This is a genomic window from Gymnodinialimonas phycosphaerae (assembly GCF_019195455.1).
Taxonomy (GTDB): Bacteria; Pseudomonadota; Alphaproteobacteria; order Rhodobacterales; family Rhodobacteraceae; genus Gymnodinialimonas; species Gymnodinialimonas phycosphaerae.
Genome location: NZ_JAIMBW010000001.1, coordinates 2,560,747 through 2,578,667 on the forward strand (window position 1 = coordinate 2,560,747; position 17,921 = coordinate 2,578,667).

Below are 17,921 nucleotides of genomic sequence, written 5' to 3' on the forward strand. Positions count from 1 at the left end.
ACGTAGACGCAAGGTCAAGCGCCGGATGCATGCCCGAAGAACAAGCGGATGCGCAATTGTTAGGCAGCTACCAAACGATGGCATGAGTCTCGCCCGTTGCAACGTTCACGAACCCGTCCGGCGCCCGGTCGGATGGCGCCACAAGAACCCAGCGCCACGGCGCGCAGGTGAGGGTGGCGAACGCCAGTCGTTCCGGAAACCCAGGGAACCAGCGGGGGCTGAAGGTAGGCTCGTACATCCAGTCCACCTTGCCACCTTCCGCGTAGAGTGCCTGCATTTCGGCATCCAGCTCTTCGGGCGGGCGACAGGTCATCAGGCCGCCGACCTCATAGCGCACCGTGGCAGCCAGCTTACCTTCCCGCACCAGTGCCCAGCCACCCTGGGTGTCGCGCAACGCGTTGGCCGCCTGCGCCATCGCGGCGTCAGACGAGCCGACCGCCCAGATATTGTGCTTGTCATGCCCCATCGAACAGGCCAGCGCCGTGTCGGGCGTGCGGGGTCCCGTCCCCAGCCAGAACATGGCAGAGGTTTTGCCCTGCCCGGAAAAGCGGTCGACGATGGCGAACTTCGTGACGTTGCGTTCAGGATCGCGCTGCACGTGACCATCCGCGACGGGCAGATCCATCGTGATGAAGTCATCGTCCCAATGGAACGGGCGCAGCAAGGCCGCCGTCATCGTGTCGCGTCCCGGCTTGGCGGGAATTGCAAAGTCGGCGGCGGACAGGTCGCGGGTGATGTTGACGGTCTGCGTCGCCCAATCGGGCCAATCGATCCGTGGCACCGAAGGAAGGTACCTGCCCGCCTCCGCCACAAGATCACCATCGGCCCAGACCTTGGCGATCCCGACCTTGGCCAGATCATCCAGCAGAACGATATCCGCAAACCGCCCCGGCGCGATGGATCCGACCCAAGGCGTCAGCCGCATATGGCGCGCCGGGTTGATCGTGACCATCTGAATGGCGATTTCCGGGGGCAACCCGGCCTCGATCGCAAGGCGCACGTTATGATCCGTGGCGCCCAGTTTCATCGTGTCCGAGCAGGAGCGATCATCGGTGGTCAGCGCGAACTGGCTCCACTCCGTCAGGCCCGCATCCATCAGGCCCCGGATCATCTCTGGCAGCGAATGCGGGCGCAGTTCCATGAAGAGGCCGCGCCGCAGCTTGTCGAGCACCTCTTGCATTGTCCACGCCTCATGGTCCGAGGCAAGGCCCGCCGCGCCAAATGCGTTGATCGTAGGCAGATCCTTGATGCCCGCCGCATGGCCCTCGATCACGCCGCGTTTCTCGAAGGTGGCCTCGATCATCCCCCACAGGCGGTCGTAGGACGGGTTGTCGGGGTTCCAGACGGCGGGCCAATCCATCACCTCGTCCAGACCCGCCACCATCAGGCTTTCGGACAGGAAACCAAGCTGCTCATCATAGCCAAAATGCCCGCCGCCCCACTCAAAGGCCGTGGGCGGCACGGCAGAGCCCGGCAGCGGAAAGATCTTCTGCGGGCTGCCCGACAGCCGTGCCTTGAGCCAGAATTCAAGGTTGCGCGCGCCATTGACGTTGGAGAATTCGTGACTGGCCTCACAGGTCCATGTGTTGCCGTGGGGCAGTACCAGCGCGGCCTCCCATTCCGGGGTGACGTGAGAAGACTCGATATGTTTGTGAACTTCGCCAAAGCCGGGAACGGCCATCAGGTCTGGTTCATGCACCTCATTTTCGACGGTGCCGGGATAGGACCCCGCTGGCCCGACATAGGCGATGCGGCGGCCCACGATGATGATTTCCTGATCGTCCAGCCACATTCGCGAGTGAACGTCGAGCAGTTTACCCACCCGAAGACGCGTATCCGCAGGCTCATGCCCCAGTGCCACCCGCACCAGACGCTGACGGATCTTGACCTCGTCGGCGGCATTGATCAGTTGGTCCGCTGGATTGGTCATGCCGACGCCTCGTAATCGATAGAGGCGGCGTAAAGACTGACAACGCGGTCCATGTCAGCCGCTTCAACAATCGTCCGCGCAGGCGTGCCCAGACGACCGGTGGGATCAACGACCGTCATGCCGCGTGTCAGGCCGGGGGCCAAGGCCACGTCAACGGAGGCTTGCAGCGCTTGCGTCACCACACCCGGGTCAATGACCACGGCGGCAGCCAGCGTGTCGACGAAGCGAAAGTGATCGCCACCACCGAAGCCCGCGACGACGGATCTGGCATGGCGCACCAGCGCTTGGGAAAACGCCTTGGCGCGGCCATCGGGGCGCGCGTCAAACAGGGTATCGACCTGCACCCCCGTGATCTTGTGGGCGGCACAGGCCTCCCACGGGACGAGCGTGATCTCGATCCCGGCGGCAAGGACAATGTGTGCCGCTTCGGGGTCGGCGAAAAAGTTGAACTCGGCGGCGGGCGTGATGTTCCCGCGGCCGTAGACCGATCCGCCCATGATGGTGACGTTGCCGATGCCCGTGACGCAATCGGGCGCAAGGCGCAGAGCCAAGGCCAGATTGGTGAGCGGGCCGATCATCAAAAGATCGATCCTTTCGGACCGGTTCGCGGCGTCTTGCAGGCTCGCGACGATGGTGCCCACGCCGTTATTCCCGGCAGGCTCTGATATCAGGTCCGGGCGCGGGGCGCCGCCCAAACCGTCCACGCCGTGGATTTCGGTTGCGTCATGGACCGGCTGGACCAAGGGCCGGTCCGCACCCATGTGAACTGGAATATCGGCCCGCCCGGCCACGGTCAGAACCGACAGCATGTTGCGGGTGGCCGCCTGCAGGCCCACGTTACCGGACACGATCGTTATCAGATCCGGCGCACGATCTGCGGCAAGCAGCATCAGCAGCGCCTGCGCGTCGTCCACGCCGCCGTCGGAATCAAGGATAAGCTTTCGCGTCACGCCGAGGGTGTCCAGATCGTGCGAGGAAGGCTCGACAGGACATCCGCGCCTGTGTCCGTGACAGTCACGATATCTTCAAGGCGGACGCCAAAGCGGCCCTCAAGATAAATACCGGGCTCGATCGAGAAGACGTTGCCTGCCTGCATAACCGCCTCGGACGTGGCGGTGATATAGGGCGGCTCGTGGATGTCGATGCCAAGACCGTGGCCCGTGCGGTGGATGAAAGCATCGCCGTAGCCCGCGGCGGTGATGACGTCGCGCGCGGCCTTGTCGATGTCGCGCGCGATGACGCCGGGCCGTACGGTCGCAAGGGCCGCCTGCACGGCTTCTTCCACGATAGAGGTGACTTGCAAGAACTCCTCATCCGGGGCGTCGCCGAACCAGCCGCAGCGGGTCATGTCGGAGGGGTAGCCGTTCAAACGACAGCCGGTGTCGATCAAAACGGCCATGTTCTGTTCCAATACCGTGTCACCGGTGTGGTGATGCGGATAGGCGCCGTTCGCGCCAAAGGCCACGATGGTGAATTCCGGCTTGGCGCCGTTGGCCTTGTAGTGATCGGCGATGACGCGCGCGATGTCGCGTTCGGTCATTCCGGGCTTCAAAGCCTCGAATCCGGCCATGGAAGCAGCATCGTTCACGCGCGCACAATCCTTCAAGGCCTTGATTTCGCTTTCATCTTTCATCGCGCGCAACGCACCGAGGGTGGTATCCGAGAAGCGGCGCACGGGCGCATCCATGGCATCCAGCAGCAGAAGCGCGAAATCGGCGCGCATCGCCTCGTCTATGGCGACCGTCAGGCCGGGCGCGGTGGCATCGCAGGCGGCCAGCAGGGTTGTCAGGGCCTGTGCCGGGCCATTCTCATCCGTCCATGTCTCGAACGGCAGATCGGTTGCTTGCCGCACGGAATTGGCATTGAGCGCGGGCATCAGGAACCCGGCGTGGGTCTGGCTGATCAGCAACAGCACGGGCCGCTCGTCCCCGTGGGGATCCGCACCAGAAAGCCACGCCATGTGCGACGTGGGGCCAAGCGCCACAAGGTCGGTCCCGGTTTCTTGCATCCGAGTACGTAAACGCGACAGGCGGTCTTTGAAAGTGTACATGTAAGGCCCCCTTTTGGGAAAAAAGTCAGGAAACGGAAATCGCCGGCCCGTGGTGGGGCCGGCGACAAGGTCATTCACGATCAGCTTTTGTCGACAAGCCGGTAGAACACGAAATCGGAGGTGGCCCCGTTCACGTAACCCGCGACGTTCTCGGCCATGCCGACCTGGTAGGAGGCCTGGAACATGATCACGATGGGCGATTCCGCCTGCACCCGGCGCTGAAGCTCCAGATACATCTCCTCGCGCACGGCCGGGTCGGATTCCGTCAGGGCCGCCGTCGTCATTTCGTTCAGCTCTTCCGGAACCGCCCAGGAATTCCGCCATGTGGTCGTGGCGGTGTAGGTTTCCTGCCGGTTGTCGGAGTTGTAGGCGAACGCTTTGGCGTTGGAATGCGGGTCCATGAAGTCCGGGCCCCAATACAGCAACATCGCTTCATGGCTGCGATCACGGTAGCGGGTGATCACCTGAGATCCGGTGCCGGGAAGGATTTCGAACTCGATGCCCGCTTCCGCAAAAGACGCCTGCAGCGATTGCGCCATGTCCGTAAAGGGGGCGGCGTTGATCACGTCGAGCGTGACGGTGATCGGCAGTTCGATTCCTGCGTCTTCCAGGATCTGCGCGGCACGCTCAGGGTCATAGGAATAGGGCGTGTCGGTCAACGCACCCGGGAAACCTTCTGGCCAGAAGGCCTGATGGATTTCCATCTGGCCCGCGATGATCGAGTTGGTCATGCCCTCGTAATCCACCAGATACCGCGCGGCTTCCCACACGGCAGGGGGTGTCAGGGCCTCCACGTTCTGGTTGAACGATAGGAAATGAACGGCGGCTTGCGGGAAGGTTTCCACCTGCAATTCGCCCTCAAGACCGGCGATCTGATCCGGCGTCAGGTTACGCGCGATGTCAACGTCACCGGCTTCTAGCAGCAACTGCTGCGTTGCCGACTCTGCCACGTGGCGGATGATGACGCCTTCGATGGCGGGGGCGCCATTGAAGTAATCGGGGTTGGCATCCATGCGGATCAGTTCGGCCGCACGGAAAGTGTTCAGAGAAAACGGCCCGGTACCCGCCGTGTTGGCGTTGAGCCAGGCGTTGCCCATGTCGCCGTCGACCGCGTTGGCCATGGCGGTTTCCATATCCACGATGGACGCGGGTCTCGAGGCGAGGACGTTCATCACGAAGGCAGGCGAGAAGTCGCCCTCGTAGCGCACGGTCACGGTATTGCCGTCTGCCGTCACCATCTCGGCCACGTTCTCAGGGGTCCAACCCAGTTGGGTCAGGATGAAGGCTGGCGTCAGGTTCAACTGCACCACGCGGGAAAACGATCCCACGACATCCTCGGCCCGGAACGGATTGCCGGAATGGAAGGTCACGCCGTCACGCAGGGTGAAGACGATGGTTTTTGCCTCTGCGTCAATCTCCCACGAGGTGGCGAGGCCGGGGGCCAGCACCGTGGTGTCTTCGGCGTCGTATTGCACAAGGCGGTCATAGGTGTTGGTCACCAATTCACCGGAGGTGAATTCATAGGCCTGCGCCGGGTCGATCGCGACGATGTCATCGATGTTCTGGGCCACGACGAGGATTTCGGGCGGCGTGTCCGCGAAGGCCGCGGGCGTGGCTAGGGGCAGCGCCAGCATCGCCGATAGCAGGGCGGGTTTCAGCAATCTCATTGGGATCAACCTCCGTGTTGGTGTTAATGTGGCGCGCAAGTTCATCCGAAAACCGGTATCCACTTTTCGGCTCGCGCTTCAGCCATTGGTATTGGCCGGGTTCAGTTCGGGCAGTTTTACGGCACCTTTGCGTTGCAGAACCGACAGGGTTCCGGTCCAGAGGATGCGCGTGGTGGTCTTGGTCTCGTTGGACCACGAGTGGGGAGTTGAGCCGAAATAATGCAGGCTGTCCCCCTGTTGAAGAATGAAGCTTTGTCCGCCAAGGGTCTGGGTGATTTCACCACTGAGCAGGAAGATGATCTCTTCCCCTTCATGGTGCACGACTTCGGACGCATAGCCGGGCGGAACGTGCAGAATGTAGCACGACAACTCGGCCCCCGGAAGATCGGCGCCGACAGATTCGTACAGGATGGACGAGCCGTCGATGGAAAACTGGGGCCGCGCGCCCGTTCGTGAAAGACTATCGGCAGGTTTGGGTGTGGTGATGAAATACTCAAGGCCAACAGACAGCCCCTGCGCAATTTGCGCCAGCGTGCCAAGCGACGGCGTGGCTTGTCCACGCTCCACCTGGCTGAGGTAGCCGACCGAAAGCGAAGCGTCATCGCAGAGCGCCTGCAAGGTCAGGTTCAACTGCTTGCGCCGCTTGCGGATCAGGGCGCCGAGGGCCGGATCATTGTTCGACGTTGGCCGCGCCATGATTTTGCCCCTCCCGTTCACCAATCATCATAATTTTTTTGATCTAAGCAAAACTATTTGCCAAAACCAAGCAAAATGTTGCACCGTCGGTGCGTGGCGCTGTTGTCGCAGCCACCGACAGGACCCCGTGACCCGATGACCTTTCAAGACATCAGATCCGACGTGATCGGCGGCACTGCCCTTGGGATTGCCCGGTTCGTGATCGTCGTGGCGCTGACGTTTCTCGGCCTTTTGGCGCTGACCTTTTTCATTGGTCGCGTGGTGCCGATTGATCCAGTCCTCGCGGTTGTTGGAGATCGTGCCACGCCCGAGCAATACGAGGTGGCGCGCGTCGCCATGGGCCTCGAGCGGCCGCTGATCGTACAATTCTTCAGCTACGTTGGCGATGTCTTGCGGTTCGATCTGGGCATGTCGACGTCTACCAACCGCCCTGTTGCCGAAGACCTTGCGCGGGTCTTCCCGGCCACGTTGGAAATGGCCACCTTGGGAATTCTCATCGGCGTGGGTCTGGGCGTGCCCGCAGGCGTACTGGCCGCCGCCTGGCAAGGCAGTTGGGTGGATCAGGTGATCCGCGTCTTCGCGCTTCTGGGCTATTCGGTTCCGGCGTTCTGGTTGGGGCTGGTGGGCCTTGCGGTGTTCTACGCATGGCTTGGCTGGGTCGAGGGGCCGGGCCGCGTCAGCATCTTCTACGATGGCATGACGCCCGTGGTGACGGGCCTTTTGACGGTGGACGCGGTACTGGATGGCGACTGGGCGGTCTTCCGAAGCGCGTGGTCCCACATCATTCTTCCTGCCACGATCCTGGGGGTGTTTTCACTTGCCTATATCGCCCGCATGACACGGTCGTTCATGCTGGACCAACTGAGTCAGGAGTACATCACCACCGCCCGCGTCAAGGGCGTGCCGGAGTGGCGGGTGATCTGGGTCCATGCCTTTGGCTCGATCCGGGTGCCGCTGATCACGGTGATCGGGCTCAGCTACGCAGGCCTGCTGGAAGGGTCCGTGATGATCGAAACGGTGTTCTCCTGGCCCGGCATCGGGAACTACCTGACCACGGCGCTGTTCAACGCCGACATGAACGCGGTCCTTGGCGCGACGCTTGTCATCGGGGCGGTCTTCATCCTGATCAACAAGGTGTCGGATGTCCTCTACCGCGTCCTCGATCCGAGGAGCCGATAACATGCGCGACTGGCTTCTGAGCGATAGCCCCGCGTCGCGCGGCCAAGCGGCATTTGGGCGGGCGTATCGCATCACGCTTGATCTGCTGCGCAACCCGTTGGCGGTTGCGGGAGCCTTGATCATTGCGGGGCTGATCCTGACGGCGATCTTCGCCGGAGCGATCGCGCCAGAAGGGCCGGGCGGACAATTCCTTGACCGCCGCCTGCAACCGCCGTCGTCCGAGCATTGGTTCGGCACCGACCAATTGGGGCGCGACATCTTCGCCCGTGTGGTCCATGGCGCACAGATCACGTTGCAGATCGTCGCGCTGGTGGCGATCATTTCTGCCCCTTTGGGGCTGCTGATCGGGGCGATCTCGGGCTATTTCGGCGGCTGGATCGACCGGACACTGATGGGGATCACCGATGTCTTCCTTTCGATGCCAAAGCTGGTCCTTGCCCTGGCCTTCGCCGCCGCCCTGGGACCGGGGATCGAGAATGCAATTATCGCGATCGCCATCACCACGTGGCCAGCTTACGCGCGCATCGCGCGGGCTGAAACGCTGACCCTGCGCAATTCGGAATTCGTTGCCGCCGTGCGGCTTCTGGGGGCATCGCACACCCGCATCATCACCCGCCACGTGCTACCGCTGTGCACGTCGTCGATGATCATCCGCGTCACGCTCGACATGGCGGGGATCATCCTGACGGCAGCGGGCCTTGGCTTTCTCGGCCTCGGGGCACAACCGCCCGAACCTGAGTGGGGCGCGATGATTTCCGGCGGTCGCAGCTTCATCTACGATCAATGGTGGGTGTCGACCTTCCCCGGCTTTGCCATCATCCTTGTGTCACTTGGCTTCTGCTTCCTTGGCGACGGATTGCGCGACGTGTTGGACCCGAAATCGGAGCGCAAGGGATGAGCCTTCTGACTGTCGAAAACCTTTCTGTCAGCTTCCCGACGCCGAAAGGGCGCGTGAACGTGGTGGACGGCGTCTCCTTCGAGGTGGGTCAAGAGCGGTTGGGCATTGTCGGGGAAAGCGGGTCGGGCAAATCGATGACCGGCCGCGCCATTCTGCGCCTAATCCGTCCGCCCGGTCGTGTCGAAGGGCGGATGACCTTCAAGGGCCAGGATCTTGGCGCCCTGTCCGAGCGGCAGATGCGCCAGGTGCGCGGTGCCAGGATCTCCATGATCATGCAGGACCCGCGCTATTCCCTGAACCCGGTGATGACCGTCGGCGCGCAGATCGCGGAAGCCCTGCGCACCCACGAACGCCTGCCCCGCCGCGAGGTGAAAGCACGCGTGCGCGACATGCTTGAGGCCGTCAAGATCAACGATCCCGACCGCGTGGCACGGATGTACGCGCACGAGTTGTCGGGCGGTATGGGGCAACGCGTGATGATCGCGATGATGCTGATCCCCCGCCCCCGCCTGCTGATCGCGGATGAGCCGACAAGCGCACTTGACGTCAGCGTACAGGGCGATGTGCTGGCCCTGATCAACGATCTTGTGGGGGGCAGCACCATCAACCCCGATGGCATGGGGTTGATCCTGATCAGCCACGACCTGCCCTTGGTAGCGCGGTATTGCGATCGGATTCTGGTCATGAACTCTGGCCGTGTGGTGGAGACGTGTGACGCGAAAGATCTTCACAAGGCGACGCATCCCTACACGCGCGGCCTGCTTGCCGCTGTTCCAAAAATGCACGAACTGCGTGATGAACTTCCGGTAATGGAGCGCACGACATGAGCGCTTCCCCCCCGGCGATCTCGCTGGAGAACCTCGATGTCTCCTATGACGGCACGCGCGTGGTGCAAGGCGTCACCTTCGATGTCGCAAGCGGCGAAAGTTTCGCGTTGGTGGGCGAAAGCGGATCAGGCAAGTCAACGGTCCTGAAGGCGCTGTGCGGTCTGGCACCGGAGTGGACAGGGGACATGAGCATCCTTGGTCAACCGGGAGCGCACCGCCCGACCCGCAAGCTCGCGCGGCAGTGTCAGATGGTATTCCAGGATCCCTATGGGTCCCTGCACCCGCGCAAGACCGTGGATGCGGTCTTGTCGGAGGCGCTTGCCATCCACGGCATCGGCGGTCAGGACGCAGCGGTCAAACAAGTACTTGCAGATGTTGGCCTCAACGCGCGTTTCCGCTTTCGTTACCCGCACCAGATGTCGGGCGGACAGCGCCAACGCGTCGCCATCGCCCGCGCCCTGATGCTGGAGCCGCAAGTCATGTTGCTGGACGAACCGACAAGCGCGCTGGATGTCAGCGTGCAGGCTGAAATCCTCAACCTGCTCAAACGCCTGAGGGCAGAGCGCGGATTGACCTACCTGATGGTCACGCACAATTTGCCTGTGGTTAGCTTCATGTGCGACCGAATGGCCGTGATGAACAAGGGTCGGATCGTGGAAATCGCCCCTGCATCCGCGCTGCACGACGGTAGTTTCCAGGATGCGTATTCCCAGAAGCTCTACGCCGCCAGCGGTGGCACTGAACACGACAGGTAATAATCGATGAACCAATCCGATATGGTGCATAAGCAGTTTGCCGATATTCTCGCGGCCGCAACGACCGAGGCAGAGGTGTTCAATGCACTCCACCGCCTCAGCGATACGCTGATGCCGGTGCGACTTTGGACGGTGATGACCGTCGATCTGGACGCCGGCATCGCGCGGCGTGCTTATTCCAACATGCCAAAGGCCTATCCGCCGTCCGGCACCAAACCGATCACCCCCAACGCCTGGTTCGACATCATCCATGGCCGCCGTGAGACCTTCGTTGCGAACACGCTTGCAGAGATCGCGGAAGTGTTTCCCGACTACGAATTGATTGGATCCTTGGGCTGCGGATCCGTGATGAACCTTCCGGTGTTCGACGGCGACAGTTTGCTGGGGACCGTGAACCTTCTGGATGCCAAGGGCCATTTCACGGCTGAGCGTGTCCGCGCGGTTCAGACCACACTTGCGGACCCGTCCCTTGCTGCGATGCGCGCAGCCAGGGCGTTGTAGCGATCCGCCTAGGTTGGTCGGATCTATTGGGCGCGTCATTCGGGTCGAAGCGATTGGGCCTGCAATCACATCTGGTACTGCGTCTAGAACGCGCTTCGATACAGACCGCCGTCCATAAGGATGTTCTGACCCGTGATATAGGACGCATGGACGCCACACAGATAGGCGCAGGTCGTACCGAATTCATCTGGGTCGCCCAAACGTTGGGCCGGGACTTGATCGGTCCAGCTTTGCGCCACATCCGCGGCCCCGGCGCCGGTCCTGGCGGCTTGGGCGGCAAACCCCTCTTGCAAGCGTTCGGTCAGGAAGTATCCCGGCAGAAGCTGGTTAATGGTGACCCCGCGCGCCGCATAATCACGCGCCACGCCTGCGAGAAACGCAGTCAGTCCCGCGCGCGCGCCGCTGGACAGATCAAGGCCGGACACCGGCATTTTCACGGAGATCGAGGTAATGTTGACGATGCGGCCAAAGCCACGTTCGGCCATGCCGTCGATGACGCGCTGGATCAGTTCAATAGGCGTCAGCATGTTCATCGCAACGCCTTCAACATCCTGAACGCCGACCCCTTCTACCGCGACCTGACAACCGGATTGATCATCCTCGCCGCAATCGGCGTCAGTTCCGCAGGCAACAGGGCGCGGTGAACCAAGCCGCCATACAATCGCGGCTGCATCGATCGCCGGGTGGCCGCGGCCCGAAAGGCAGATCAGTCCTGGCCCGCGACTTTCAAACCAACCATTCGAAACGCTGGTAGCACACGCTTGGCGATTGCATCGTCAAGCCACCATGTATTGAGGTGTCGCCGGATCAGCTTTTCTGCATCATCCTGCCCGACGCCCCGCAGGTGCGCGCCCGCGTCGGCAAGGTACAGGTCGCGCAAAGCGCGACGCGGGATCATTCCACGTCGTGCCCCTCGGGGTCTTGTGCCGGCTTGCGCTTTTTCAGCGCCTCAAACCCGATGATCACGTCTAGCAGTTCAGTCGTGATTTCATCTTGACCCACGGCCCGCATCTCGGACCCCAGCGCTTCGATCCGGTCATCCACCGACCGCTCTGCCTGCTGCATCAGCGCCAGACGCGCAGCGTTTTCTGTCAGCAATGCCTCGGCAATCGCGCGAAACACCGTCGCGAAAAGGTGGCTGCGCACCAGTGCACGGAACAGGTCATCGGCGGGCATGGCGAAGGCGGGCAAGCTGCGCGACACCCATGGTTTTTCGGCCAAACCGGCCATCAGTTCCTTGTCGATGGGAAGCAGCGATGTGGTCACGGGCCGCTGCCCCTGCGCGCTGTCCCGGGCCACGTAAGCCAGCGATACGCTGATGTCGTGCGGAGGTGGGGCGTCGGCGCGGATCGCCTCCAACTTGCGGGTCAACAGGTTCGACAATCGCCCGATCCCGTCCACGGAAGCGGCCGGGAAAAATGTTTGCTTTGCCGCGATTCCGCAATCGGCCAGGGCGTCGGCCATCTGTGCCCCCACGCAAAGCACAGTGTCGGTCTCCGTCTGCTCGGCCACATGGGCTGCCAACGCCTCGTTATAGTTGCCGCACAACCCGTGATCCGATCCGAAAACGATCAGGATCTGCGGCGTGCCCGTTGCGGAGGGCAGATCCAGTGGGCCGAAGTGGGTCAGGAAGGCGTGGAAGCCCTCCAGAACGGAGGCATGGTAGATCTCGATCGCCTTTGCGGCTTGCTCATAGGGGGCAGAGTTGATCACCGATAGCGTCTTCATCGTATGAACGACGCTGCGGATGCCCCGCATGCTGGTCGACCGACGCGCAAGGGTTTCAAGGGTTTGTGCCATGGTCCCCCCTGATCTTGGCACGCGCTTTTGCCCCAAGGGCGACCATCGTCACACGGTCGGCGTCGGCCAGCGGCGCGTCGTCGGCCAACCCCTTGGCGACCCGATCAAGTTGACGTGCGACCAACCCGCGAAGAGCCCCCATGACCTGCACCGTCTCGGCCTCGGTCAACCCGTCGAACTGGCCTTCCATGGCCGCCACCAGAACAGTCAGCTGCTCGATTGCAGGGATCGGATCACGCTCGGGCTGGCGCAGGGCGGCGCGCACGGCAGCACCGCGCGTAAGGCGCGCGCGCGTGGCATCGTCCAGTCTTGTGCCGAAGCGGGCGAAGTCCTCCAGCTCCTCGAATTGCGAGAGGGTCACACGCAGGTTGCCCGCGACCGCGCGGAACGCCTTGCTTTGCGCCTTGCCCCCCACGCGGCTGACGGAGACGCCCAGATCCACCGCCGGGAACTGGTTCTTTCGCACCAGGCGCGGCGACAGGTAAATCTGCCCGTCAGTGATGGAGATCAGGTTGGTGGGGATATACGCTGCAAGATTTTCCGCCTGCGTCTCGACCACCGGAAGAACCGTGATCGAGCCGCCGCCAGCGTCCGGCGTGAATTGTCCCGCCCGCTCCAGAAGCCGCGCATGGATGTAGAAGATATCGCCGGGAAACGCCTCGCGCCCCGGGGGGCGGCGCAGAAGAAGCGACAACTCGCGGTAGGATCGTGCGTGGTGGGTCAGATCATCAAGGATCACCAGCACGTCCCGCCCCTGCTCCGCGAAATGCTCGGCCATGGTCATCGCGGCATAGGGTGCGATGTAGGCAAGGCCTGCGGCATCCTCATCACCCGCCGACATGACGATCGTCCGGTCCATCATGTCGCCCTTGCGGATCGCGCCGATCACCTTGGCCACGGCATCGCCGCGCTGGCCGATGGCGCAGTAGATGCTGATCACGCCCGTGGCCTTCTGGTTCAGGATGGTATCGACCGCGAGGGATGTCTTGCCCGTCTGCCGGTCGCCGATGATCAACTCTCGTTGGCCAAGACCAACGGGCACGGCGGCGTCAATGGCCTTGATCCCGGTCGCCAGGGGGCGGGTGATGGCAAGGCGATCGAGGATTTCAGGGGCTTCCGCCTCGACGGGGCGGGTGGTGTCCGATTTGATCGGCCCCTTGCCATCTTGCGGGTTGCCTAATGCGTCAACGACACGTCCCAGAAGCGCCGCGCCCACCTTGGTGCTGACCACCTTGCGGGACCGCGTGACGCTTTCGCCCACGCGCACCCCGTCGCTGGGGCCAAGCAGGACGACGCCAAGGCGGCCCGGCTCCAGATCCAGCACGATGCCGTGCACGCCACTGGCAAAGCGCAGCAATTCGTCGGACAGGGCCCGCTCCAATCCAGTGACAATGGCAATGCCGTCCGACACCTCCGCCACGCGCCCGATCTCACTCAGGCGCGGGGATGGCGCGGGCGTTGCCAGAAGCGTTTCAATGAGGCGCGCCGGGTCAGTCATCGGGGGCCTTCCGGGCATCGCTTGCCTCGTCCAGCTGTGCGCCCATCATTTCATCCAGACTGTCGATGTAGCCGTCCACTGTCCAATCCAGCTGTGCGCCGCCGATACGCAGGATGACGCCGGGCGCTTGCTCGGGATCGGTTTGGAAGTCGACCGGGATGTTGGGGAAGACATGGTTGAGGTGCGCCGTGAGATCTTTCTGCGCCGAAGCGGGCAAAGCGTCATGGCTTGTGACGATTGCCGCCGTTCCGTCGCCCGCCGCCGCCCGCAGATTATCAGCCATCGGACCCAGACGCGTGCCCAGATGCTGTGCGATGCGGCCCTCCAACGTCTCATCAGCCAAATCGGTCAGGGCCTTTCGGGTCAGCGACAACAACGCCGCGCCACCCGCACTTTGCAATTTCGCCCCGAATTGACGCGCCTCCGCCTTTTGCCGAGCCTGTGCGGCGGTGCGTTCTGCCTCCAGCGACGCGCGGGCCTCTGCCAGTAGCGCATCTCGCTGCGCCTCAGCCTCACGCCGCACGGCAGCGGCCATGTCGGCCCGTTGCGCATGCAACGCGCGGACCTGCTCCAGATGATCCTGCTCGGCTTTTTGCGCGTGCTCTTTGGCGACCACAGCCTCTTGCATCCGGGCGGTGATTTCGGCCTCACGGGCGTCTATGCCATCCAGAATGGGGCGGTAGAGAAACCGCTTCAGAAGCCAGACCAGAACCAGAAAGTTGGCGATCTGGGCAGCCACCGTGATCCAGTCAATGGACATGCCTTAGCCACCCACGGTCTGCGCGGCCTCGACGGCGGCGTTCCAGAACGGATTGGCGAAGATCAGGATCATGGCGACCACGAAACAGTAGATCGCGGTAGATTCGATCATCGCAAGGCTGACGAACAGCGTGCGGGAAATCGTGGGTGCGGCGTCGGGTTGCTGCGCGATCGCGCCAAGCGCCGTTGAGGCGGCGCGCCCTTCCCCCAACGCCGGGCCAATGGCGCCGAAAGAGACGGTCAATCCGGCCGTGAAGATCGAGATTGCGGCAATCAGACCAAGGTCAGTCATGGGAGTTCCTTTTGAGGCTGTGAGGGGGACGGCGCAGTCGCGCTGGCGATGTAGACCGTCGCCAAAATTGCAAAAATGTAGGCCTGGATCATGCCGGTCAGCAGGCCGAGCACGTCCATGACAACGGGAAAGAAGAAGGGTGCCACGCCAAGCAGAATGGCGGCGATGACCGCCCCGCTCATGATGTTGCCGTAAAGGCGGATCGCCAGCGATATCCCGCGTGAGAATTCCGAGATGATGTTGAATGGCAGCATGATGAACGACGGCTCGACATAGGTCTTCAGGTAGCCGCCCAAGCCCCGGCTGGTGATCCCGAAGAGCGGCACAGCGATCAGCACCGACAGCGCCAGCGCCGTAGTGGTCGACAGCGACGCGGTAGGCGGCTCGAACCCCGGCACGACCAGCAGCAGGTTCGACACGGCGACGAACAAAAATAGCGTGCCGGCGTAGTAAAGCAGGTAACGGGAGGGGCCGGGGGCGACCTCTGCGATCTGGCCCTGGATACCTTGCACAATGACCTCAAGCGTGATGCGCCAACGGTTTGGCGGCACATCTGGGCGCAGGTTGCGGGTAATCAGCATGGACACCACGACAAGCAGCGCCATCACTACCCATGTGTAGAAAATCGTCGCGTTGATCGCGATGCCCCAAAGCGTGAAAATCAATGTTTCATCGGGTGACAGGGTCATGGCGTGCCCTCTACAGGTAGACCGGATCGCGCGATTGCATTGGCGATCGTGCGGGCAGCGAAGAACGCCAGCGCGAAGCCCGCAAGGCTCCACGGACCGGATAGGGAAAACACTGCCCACCCTGCCGCGAGCAATAACCCGATCCGCACTAGCGCGCTGAGGATCAGGATGTTCACCGGCCGTGCGGCGCGCAAGGCAAGGCGCATACCAAGGCCAAGGCCCACGAAATACGCGGCTGAGACCCCAGCCCCAATCAACAGGCCAAGGCCTACGTCACTCCATACCACTGCGATCATGCGTCGCCTCCTTCCTTGTTGATCCACGACGCTGCGATGAACGCCCCCAGGACGACGCCCCCCAAGATGAGAGCAATCGTCCATGAGAAACCTTGTGGCGCCACCCGGTCAAGCCACAGGCCCAGAAACGCGCCCCCCACCGTGGGCACCGCGATCGACCAGCCGATCATGCCGAAGGTGCCGATGCCGCGCAGCGGGCTGGGGCCGGGATTGTCACTCGCGTCTTTCAGACGCCTGGCGTGGCGCGCGATGTCTTCCGCCGGTTTGTCGGGCTCACGGGTCATAGGCGCGGCCTCCGCAACTCGGCGAAACGACGGACGACATTGGCCTCCAGCCGCGAGAACGCCGACCGCGCCTGGCGTTCCTCGTCATCCATTTCGACGAACTTCGCCTCGACGATGCCTTGCAGAGAGCCGAGGTCCCCTCCGCGAACACCGCGCAGGACTGTCACCGTCACGCTGTGGCCTTTCTTCACCAACAACCCTGCATCGATGCCGAAAATCGCTTCGGACCCGTCGGCCAGTTGCAGCGTCAACACGCAGGGCACCAGCGCGGTGACGAAATCCATGTGATTGGGCAAGATCCCGAACGCACCGTCCTGCGCCACAGCCCTCAGGGCGCTGGCCCGTCCGTCGAACAGCGTGCCTGTGGGCGGCCGCAGGGACACCTCCATATCGTTGGCCATGCTCATGACGTGCCCTCCAGATCGCTGAGCGGGCCGATCATGTAGTAGGCGCTCTCTGGGTGGGCGAAGTCGGTCTGGGAAAGGATCGCCTCGCAACCGTCGAGCGTGTCGCCGATGGAGACAAGCTTGCCCGGCGTGCCCGCGAAAGACTCCGTCGTGAAAAAAGGCTGTGTCAGGAAACGCTCCAACCGCCGGGCACGGGCGACCGTGGCGCGGTCCGCCGACGACAGCTCTTCCAACCCCAGCATCGCGATGATGTCACGCAGTTCCTCATAATCCGCCAAGGTGCGCCGCACACCGCGCGCGATGTCGTAATGGCGTTGACCAACGACCGCTGGCGTCAGCATGACGGAGGCCGACGCCAGCGGGTCCACCGCCGGGTACAGGCCCTCGCTTGCGCGTTTGCGCGACAGCACGACGGAGGCCGAGAGATGCGAGAAGATATGCGCCGCCGCCGGGTCGGTGAAATCGTCAGCGGGCACGTAGACCGCCTGAATGGAGGTGATCGCACCCCGGCTGGTGGAGGTGATGCGTTCTTCCAGTGCCGCCAATTCCGTGGCCAGCGTCGGTTGATAGCCCACGCGGCTCGGCATCCGCCCGATCAGGCCCGAAACCTCGGATCCCGCTTGGACAAACCTGAAGATGTTGTCGATCAGCAGCAGGACATCTTGTCCTTTGTCGTCGCGAAAATACTCGGCCATGGTTAGCGCCGTATTGCCAACACGAAAGCGCACGCCCGGTGCTTCGTTCATCTGGCCGAAGAGCATCACCGTGTTTTCGCGCACCCCCGCTTCGCCCATCTCGCGGTAAAGCTCTTCCGCCTCGCGGGAGCGTTCGCCGATCCCGCAAAAAAGGCTGACGCCCTTATGGTGCTGCACGGTGTTGTTGATCAACTCGGTGATCAGAACGGTCTTGCCGACGCCCGCCCCGCCGAAAAGGCCGGTTTTGCCACCGCGTTCAATGGGCGACAGAAGATCAATCGCCTTGATGCCGGTCTCCAGGATCTGCGATTGCAGGACCCGGTCGCTCAGCTTGGGCGGTGCCTGGTGGATGGACCGCCGGGCCACGGCATCGGGTACGGGGCGGCCGTCTATCGGCGCGCCAAAGACATCCAGCATCCGGCCAAGAACGCCGTCGCCCACCGGCACCATGATGGGGCCGCCGGTGACTTTAACCGTCATGCCAAGGCCAAGCCCGCGCACCGGCGCCATGGCGATGGCGCGCACGAGCCCCGCGCCGACCAGTGCGCAGACCTCCAGCGCAACGTCGCCTACATAGAGCAGTTCGTGAATCTGCGGGACCACTCCATCGAAGGCGACATCGACGACACCGCCGCGAATGGCCGCAATGCGACCATTCGTTTGCGCCTGTGCTGCAATGGGTGCCGCGTCAGCCATGG

At 62.9% G+C, this 17,921-nt stretch carries 21 protein-coding genes; 5 read left to right on the forward strand and 16 right to left on the reverse strand.

The features are described from left to right. Positions 1-67: 67 nt before the first annotated feature. From KUL25_RS12710 to KUL25_RS12730, 5 genes are all read right to left on the reverse strand, one after another. Entirely contained in the window at positions 68-1,930 is a 1,863-nt protein-coding gene (locus tag KUL25_RS12710) for an adenine deaminase (protein WP_257893279.1), read from the reverse strand. Further along, entirely contained in the window at positions 1,927-2,880 is a 954-nt protein-coding gene (locus KUL25_RS12715) for a nucleoside hydrolase (protein ID WP_257893280.1), read from the reverse strand. Before KUL25_RS12715 ends, KUL25_RS12710 begins: the two co-directional genes overlap by 4 nt. Then, on the reverse strand, positions 2,877-3,980 hold the full coding sequence (locus KUL25_RS12720; protein ID WP_257893281.1) for an aminopeptidase P family protein: 1,104 nt from the start codon (positions 3,978-3,980) through the stop codon (positions 2,877-2,879). The genes KUL25_RS12715 and KUL25_RS12720 overlap by 4 nt, the downstream gene beginning before the upstream one ends. A gap of 80 nt (positions 3,981-4,060) precedes the next feature. Continuing rightward, a complete protein-coding gene (locus KUL25_RS12725) occupies positions 4,061-5,647 on the reverse strand; it encodes an ABC transporter substrate-binding protein (RefSeq protein WP_257893282.1) in 1,587 nt (528 codons plus the stop codon). A gap of 78 nt (positions 5,648-5,725) precedes the next feature. Then, a complete protein-coding gene (locus tag KUL25_RS12730) occupies positions 5,726-6,343 on the reverse strand; it encodes a helix-turn-helix domain-containing protein (protein ID WP_068359969.1) in 618 nt (205 codons plus the stop codon). 135 nt (positions 6,344-6,478) lie between these two features. On the opposite strand from KUL25_RS12730, the gene KUL25_RS12735 reads away from it, so the two are divergent. The 5 genes from KUL25_RS12735 to KUL25_RS12755 are packed head-to-tail and all read left to right on the forward strand — an operon-like array spanning position 6,479 to position 10,503. Continuing rightward, positions 6,479-7,522 carry an ABC transporter permease gene (locus KUL25_RS12735; RefSeq protein WP_257893283.1) on the forward strand — a complete coding sequence of 348 codons (1,044 nt, stop codon included), beginning with the start codon at positions 6,479-6,481 and terminating at the stop codon, positions 7,520-7,522. Between the two features lies 1 nt (position 7,523). Then, positions 7,524-8,420 (forward strand): ABC transporter permease, encoded by an 897-nt coding sequence (locus tag KUL25_RS12740; protein ID WP_257893284.1) that lies wholly within the window; start codon positions 7,524-7,526, stop codon positions 8,418-8,420. After that, positions 8,417-9,247, forward strand: a complete 831-nt coding sequence (locus KUL25_RS12745; RefSeq protein WP_257893285.1) for an ABC transporter ATP-binding protein — start codon at positions 8,417-8,419, stop codon at positions 9,245-9,247. The genes KUL25_RS12740 and KUL25_RS12745 overlap by 4 nt, the downstream gene beginning before the upstream one ends. After that, positions 9,244-10,002, forward strand: coding sequence for an ABC transporter ATP-binding protein (locus tag KUL25_RS12750; RefSeq protein WP_257893286.1), 759 nt, complete (start codon positions 9,244-9,246; stop codon positions 10,000-10,002). Before KUL25_RS12745 ends, KUL25_RS12750 begins: the two co-directional genes overlap by 4 nt. 6 nt (positions 10,003-10,008) lie before the next feature. Continuing rightward, positions 10,009-10,503: a GAF domain-containing protein gene (locus KUL25_RS12755; protein WP_257893287.1), complete on the forward strand. Its 495-nt coding sequence runs from the start codon at positions 10,009-10,011 to the stop codon at positions 10,501-10,503. An 83-nt stretch (positions 10,504-10,586) separates the two neighbouring features. Here the strand turns inward: KUL25_RS12755 and KUL25_RS12760 are convergent, their stop codons facing one another. The 11 genes from KUL25_RS12760 to atpD form a co-directional block, all read right to left on the reverse strand. Then, complete coding sequence (locus KUL25_RS12760; protein ID WP_257893288.1) at positions 10,587-11,030, reverse strand: SDR family oxidoreductase; 444 nt, start codon at positions 11,028-11,030, stop codon at positions 10,587-10,589. A 179-nt stretch (positions 11,031-11,209) separates the two neighbouring features. Then, positions 11,210-11,401, reverse strand: coding sequence for a hypothetical protein (locus tag KUL25_RS12765; protein ID WP_257893289.1), 192 nt, complete (start codon positions 11,399-11,401; stop codon positions 11,210-11,212). Next, positions 11,398-12,303, reverse strand: a complete 906-nt coding sequence (locus KUL25_RS12770) for a F0F1 ATP synthase subunit gamma (protein WP_257893290.1) — start codon at positions 12,301-12,303, stop codon at positions 11,398-11,400. The genes KUL25_RS12765 and KUL25_RS12770 overlap by 4 nt, the downstream gene beginning before the upstream one ends. Then, complete coding sequence (locus tag KUL25_RS12775; RefSeq protein ID WP_257893291.1) at positions 12,287-13,801, reverse strand: F0F1 ATP synthase subunit alpha; 1,515 nt, start codon at positions 13,799-13,801, stop codon at positions 12,287-12,289. Before KUL25_RS12775 ends, KUL25_RS12770 begins: the two co-directional genes overlap by 17 nt. Beyond that, positions 13,794-14,561, reverse strand: a complete 768-nt coding sequence (locus KUL25_RS12780) for a F0F1 ATP synthase subunit delta (RefSeq protein WP_257893292.1) — start codon at positions 14,559-14,561, stop codon at positions 13,794-13,796. The genes KUL25_RS12775 and KUL25_RS12780 overlap by 8 nt, the downstream gene beginning before the upstream one ends. A gap of 3 nt (positions 14,562-14,564) precedes the next feature. Next, complete coding sequence (locus tag KUL25_RS12785; protein WP_068359528.1) at positions 14,565-14,852, reverse strand: F0F1 ATP synthase subunit C; 288 nt, start codon at positions 14,850-14,852, stop codon at positions 14,565-14,567. Continuing rightward, positions 14,849-15,541 carry a F0F1 ATP synthase subunit A gene (locus KUL25_RS12790; RefSeq protein WP_257893293.1) on the reverse strand — a complete coding sequence of 231 codons (693 nt, stop codon included), beginning with the start codon at positions 15,539-15,541 and terminating at the stop codon, positions 14,849-14,851. The genes KUL25_RS12785 and KUL25_RS12790 overlap by 4 nt, the downstream gene beginning before the upstream one ends. Next, complete coding sequence (locus tag KUL25_RS12795) at positions 15,538-15,837, reverse strand: ATP synthase subunit AtpR (protein ID WP_257893294.1); 300 nt, start codon at positions 15,835-15,837, stop codon at positions 15,538-15,540. Before KUL25_RS12795 ends, KUL25_RS12790 begins: the two co-directional genes overlap by 4 nt. Next, a complete protein-coding gene (locus KUL25_RS12800; protein WP_257893295.1) occupies positions 15,834-16,121 on the reverse strand; it encodes an AtpZ/AtpI family protein in 288 nt (95 codons plus the stop codon). Before KUL25_RS12800 ends, KUL25_RS12795 begins: the two co-directional genes overlap by 4 nt. After that, positions 16,118-16,528: an ATPase gene (locus KUL25_RS12805; protein WP_257893296.1), complete on the reverse strand. Its 411-nt coding sequence runs from the start codon at positions 16,526-16,528 to the stop codon at positions 16,118-16,120. Before KUL25_RS12805 ends, KUL25_RS12800 begins: the two co-directional genes overlap by 4 nt. Continuing rightward, positions 16,525-17,919 (reverse strand): F0F1 ATP synthase subunit beta, encoded by a 1,395-nt coding sequence (atpD, locus tag KUL25_RS12810; RefSeq protein ID WP_257893297.1) that lies wholly within the window; start codon positions 17,917-17,919, stop codon positions 16,525-16,527. Before atpD ends, KUL25_RS12805 begins: the two co-directional genes overlap by 4 nt. Positions 17,920-17,921 lie beyond the last annotated feature (2 nt).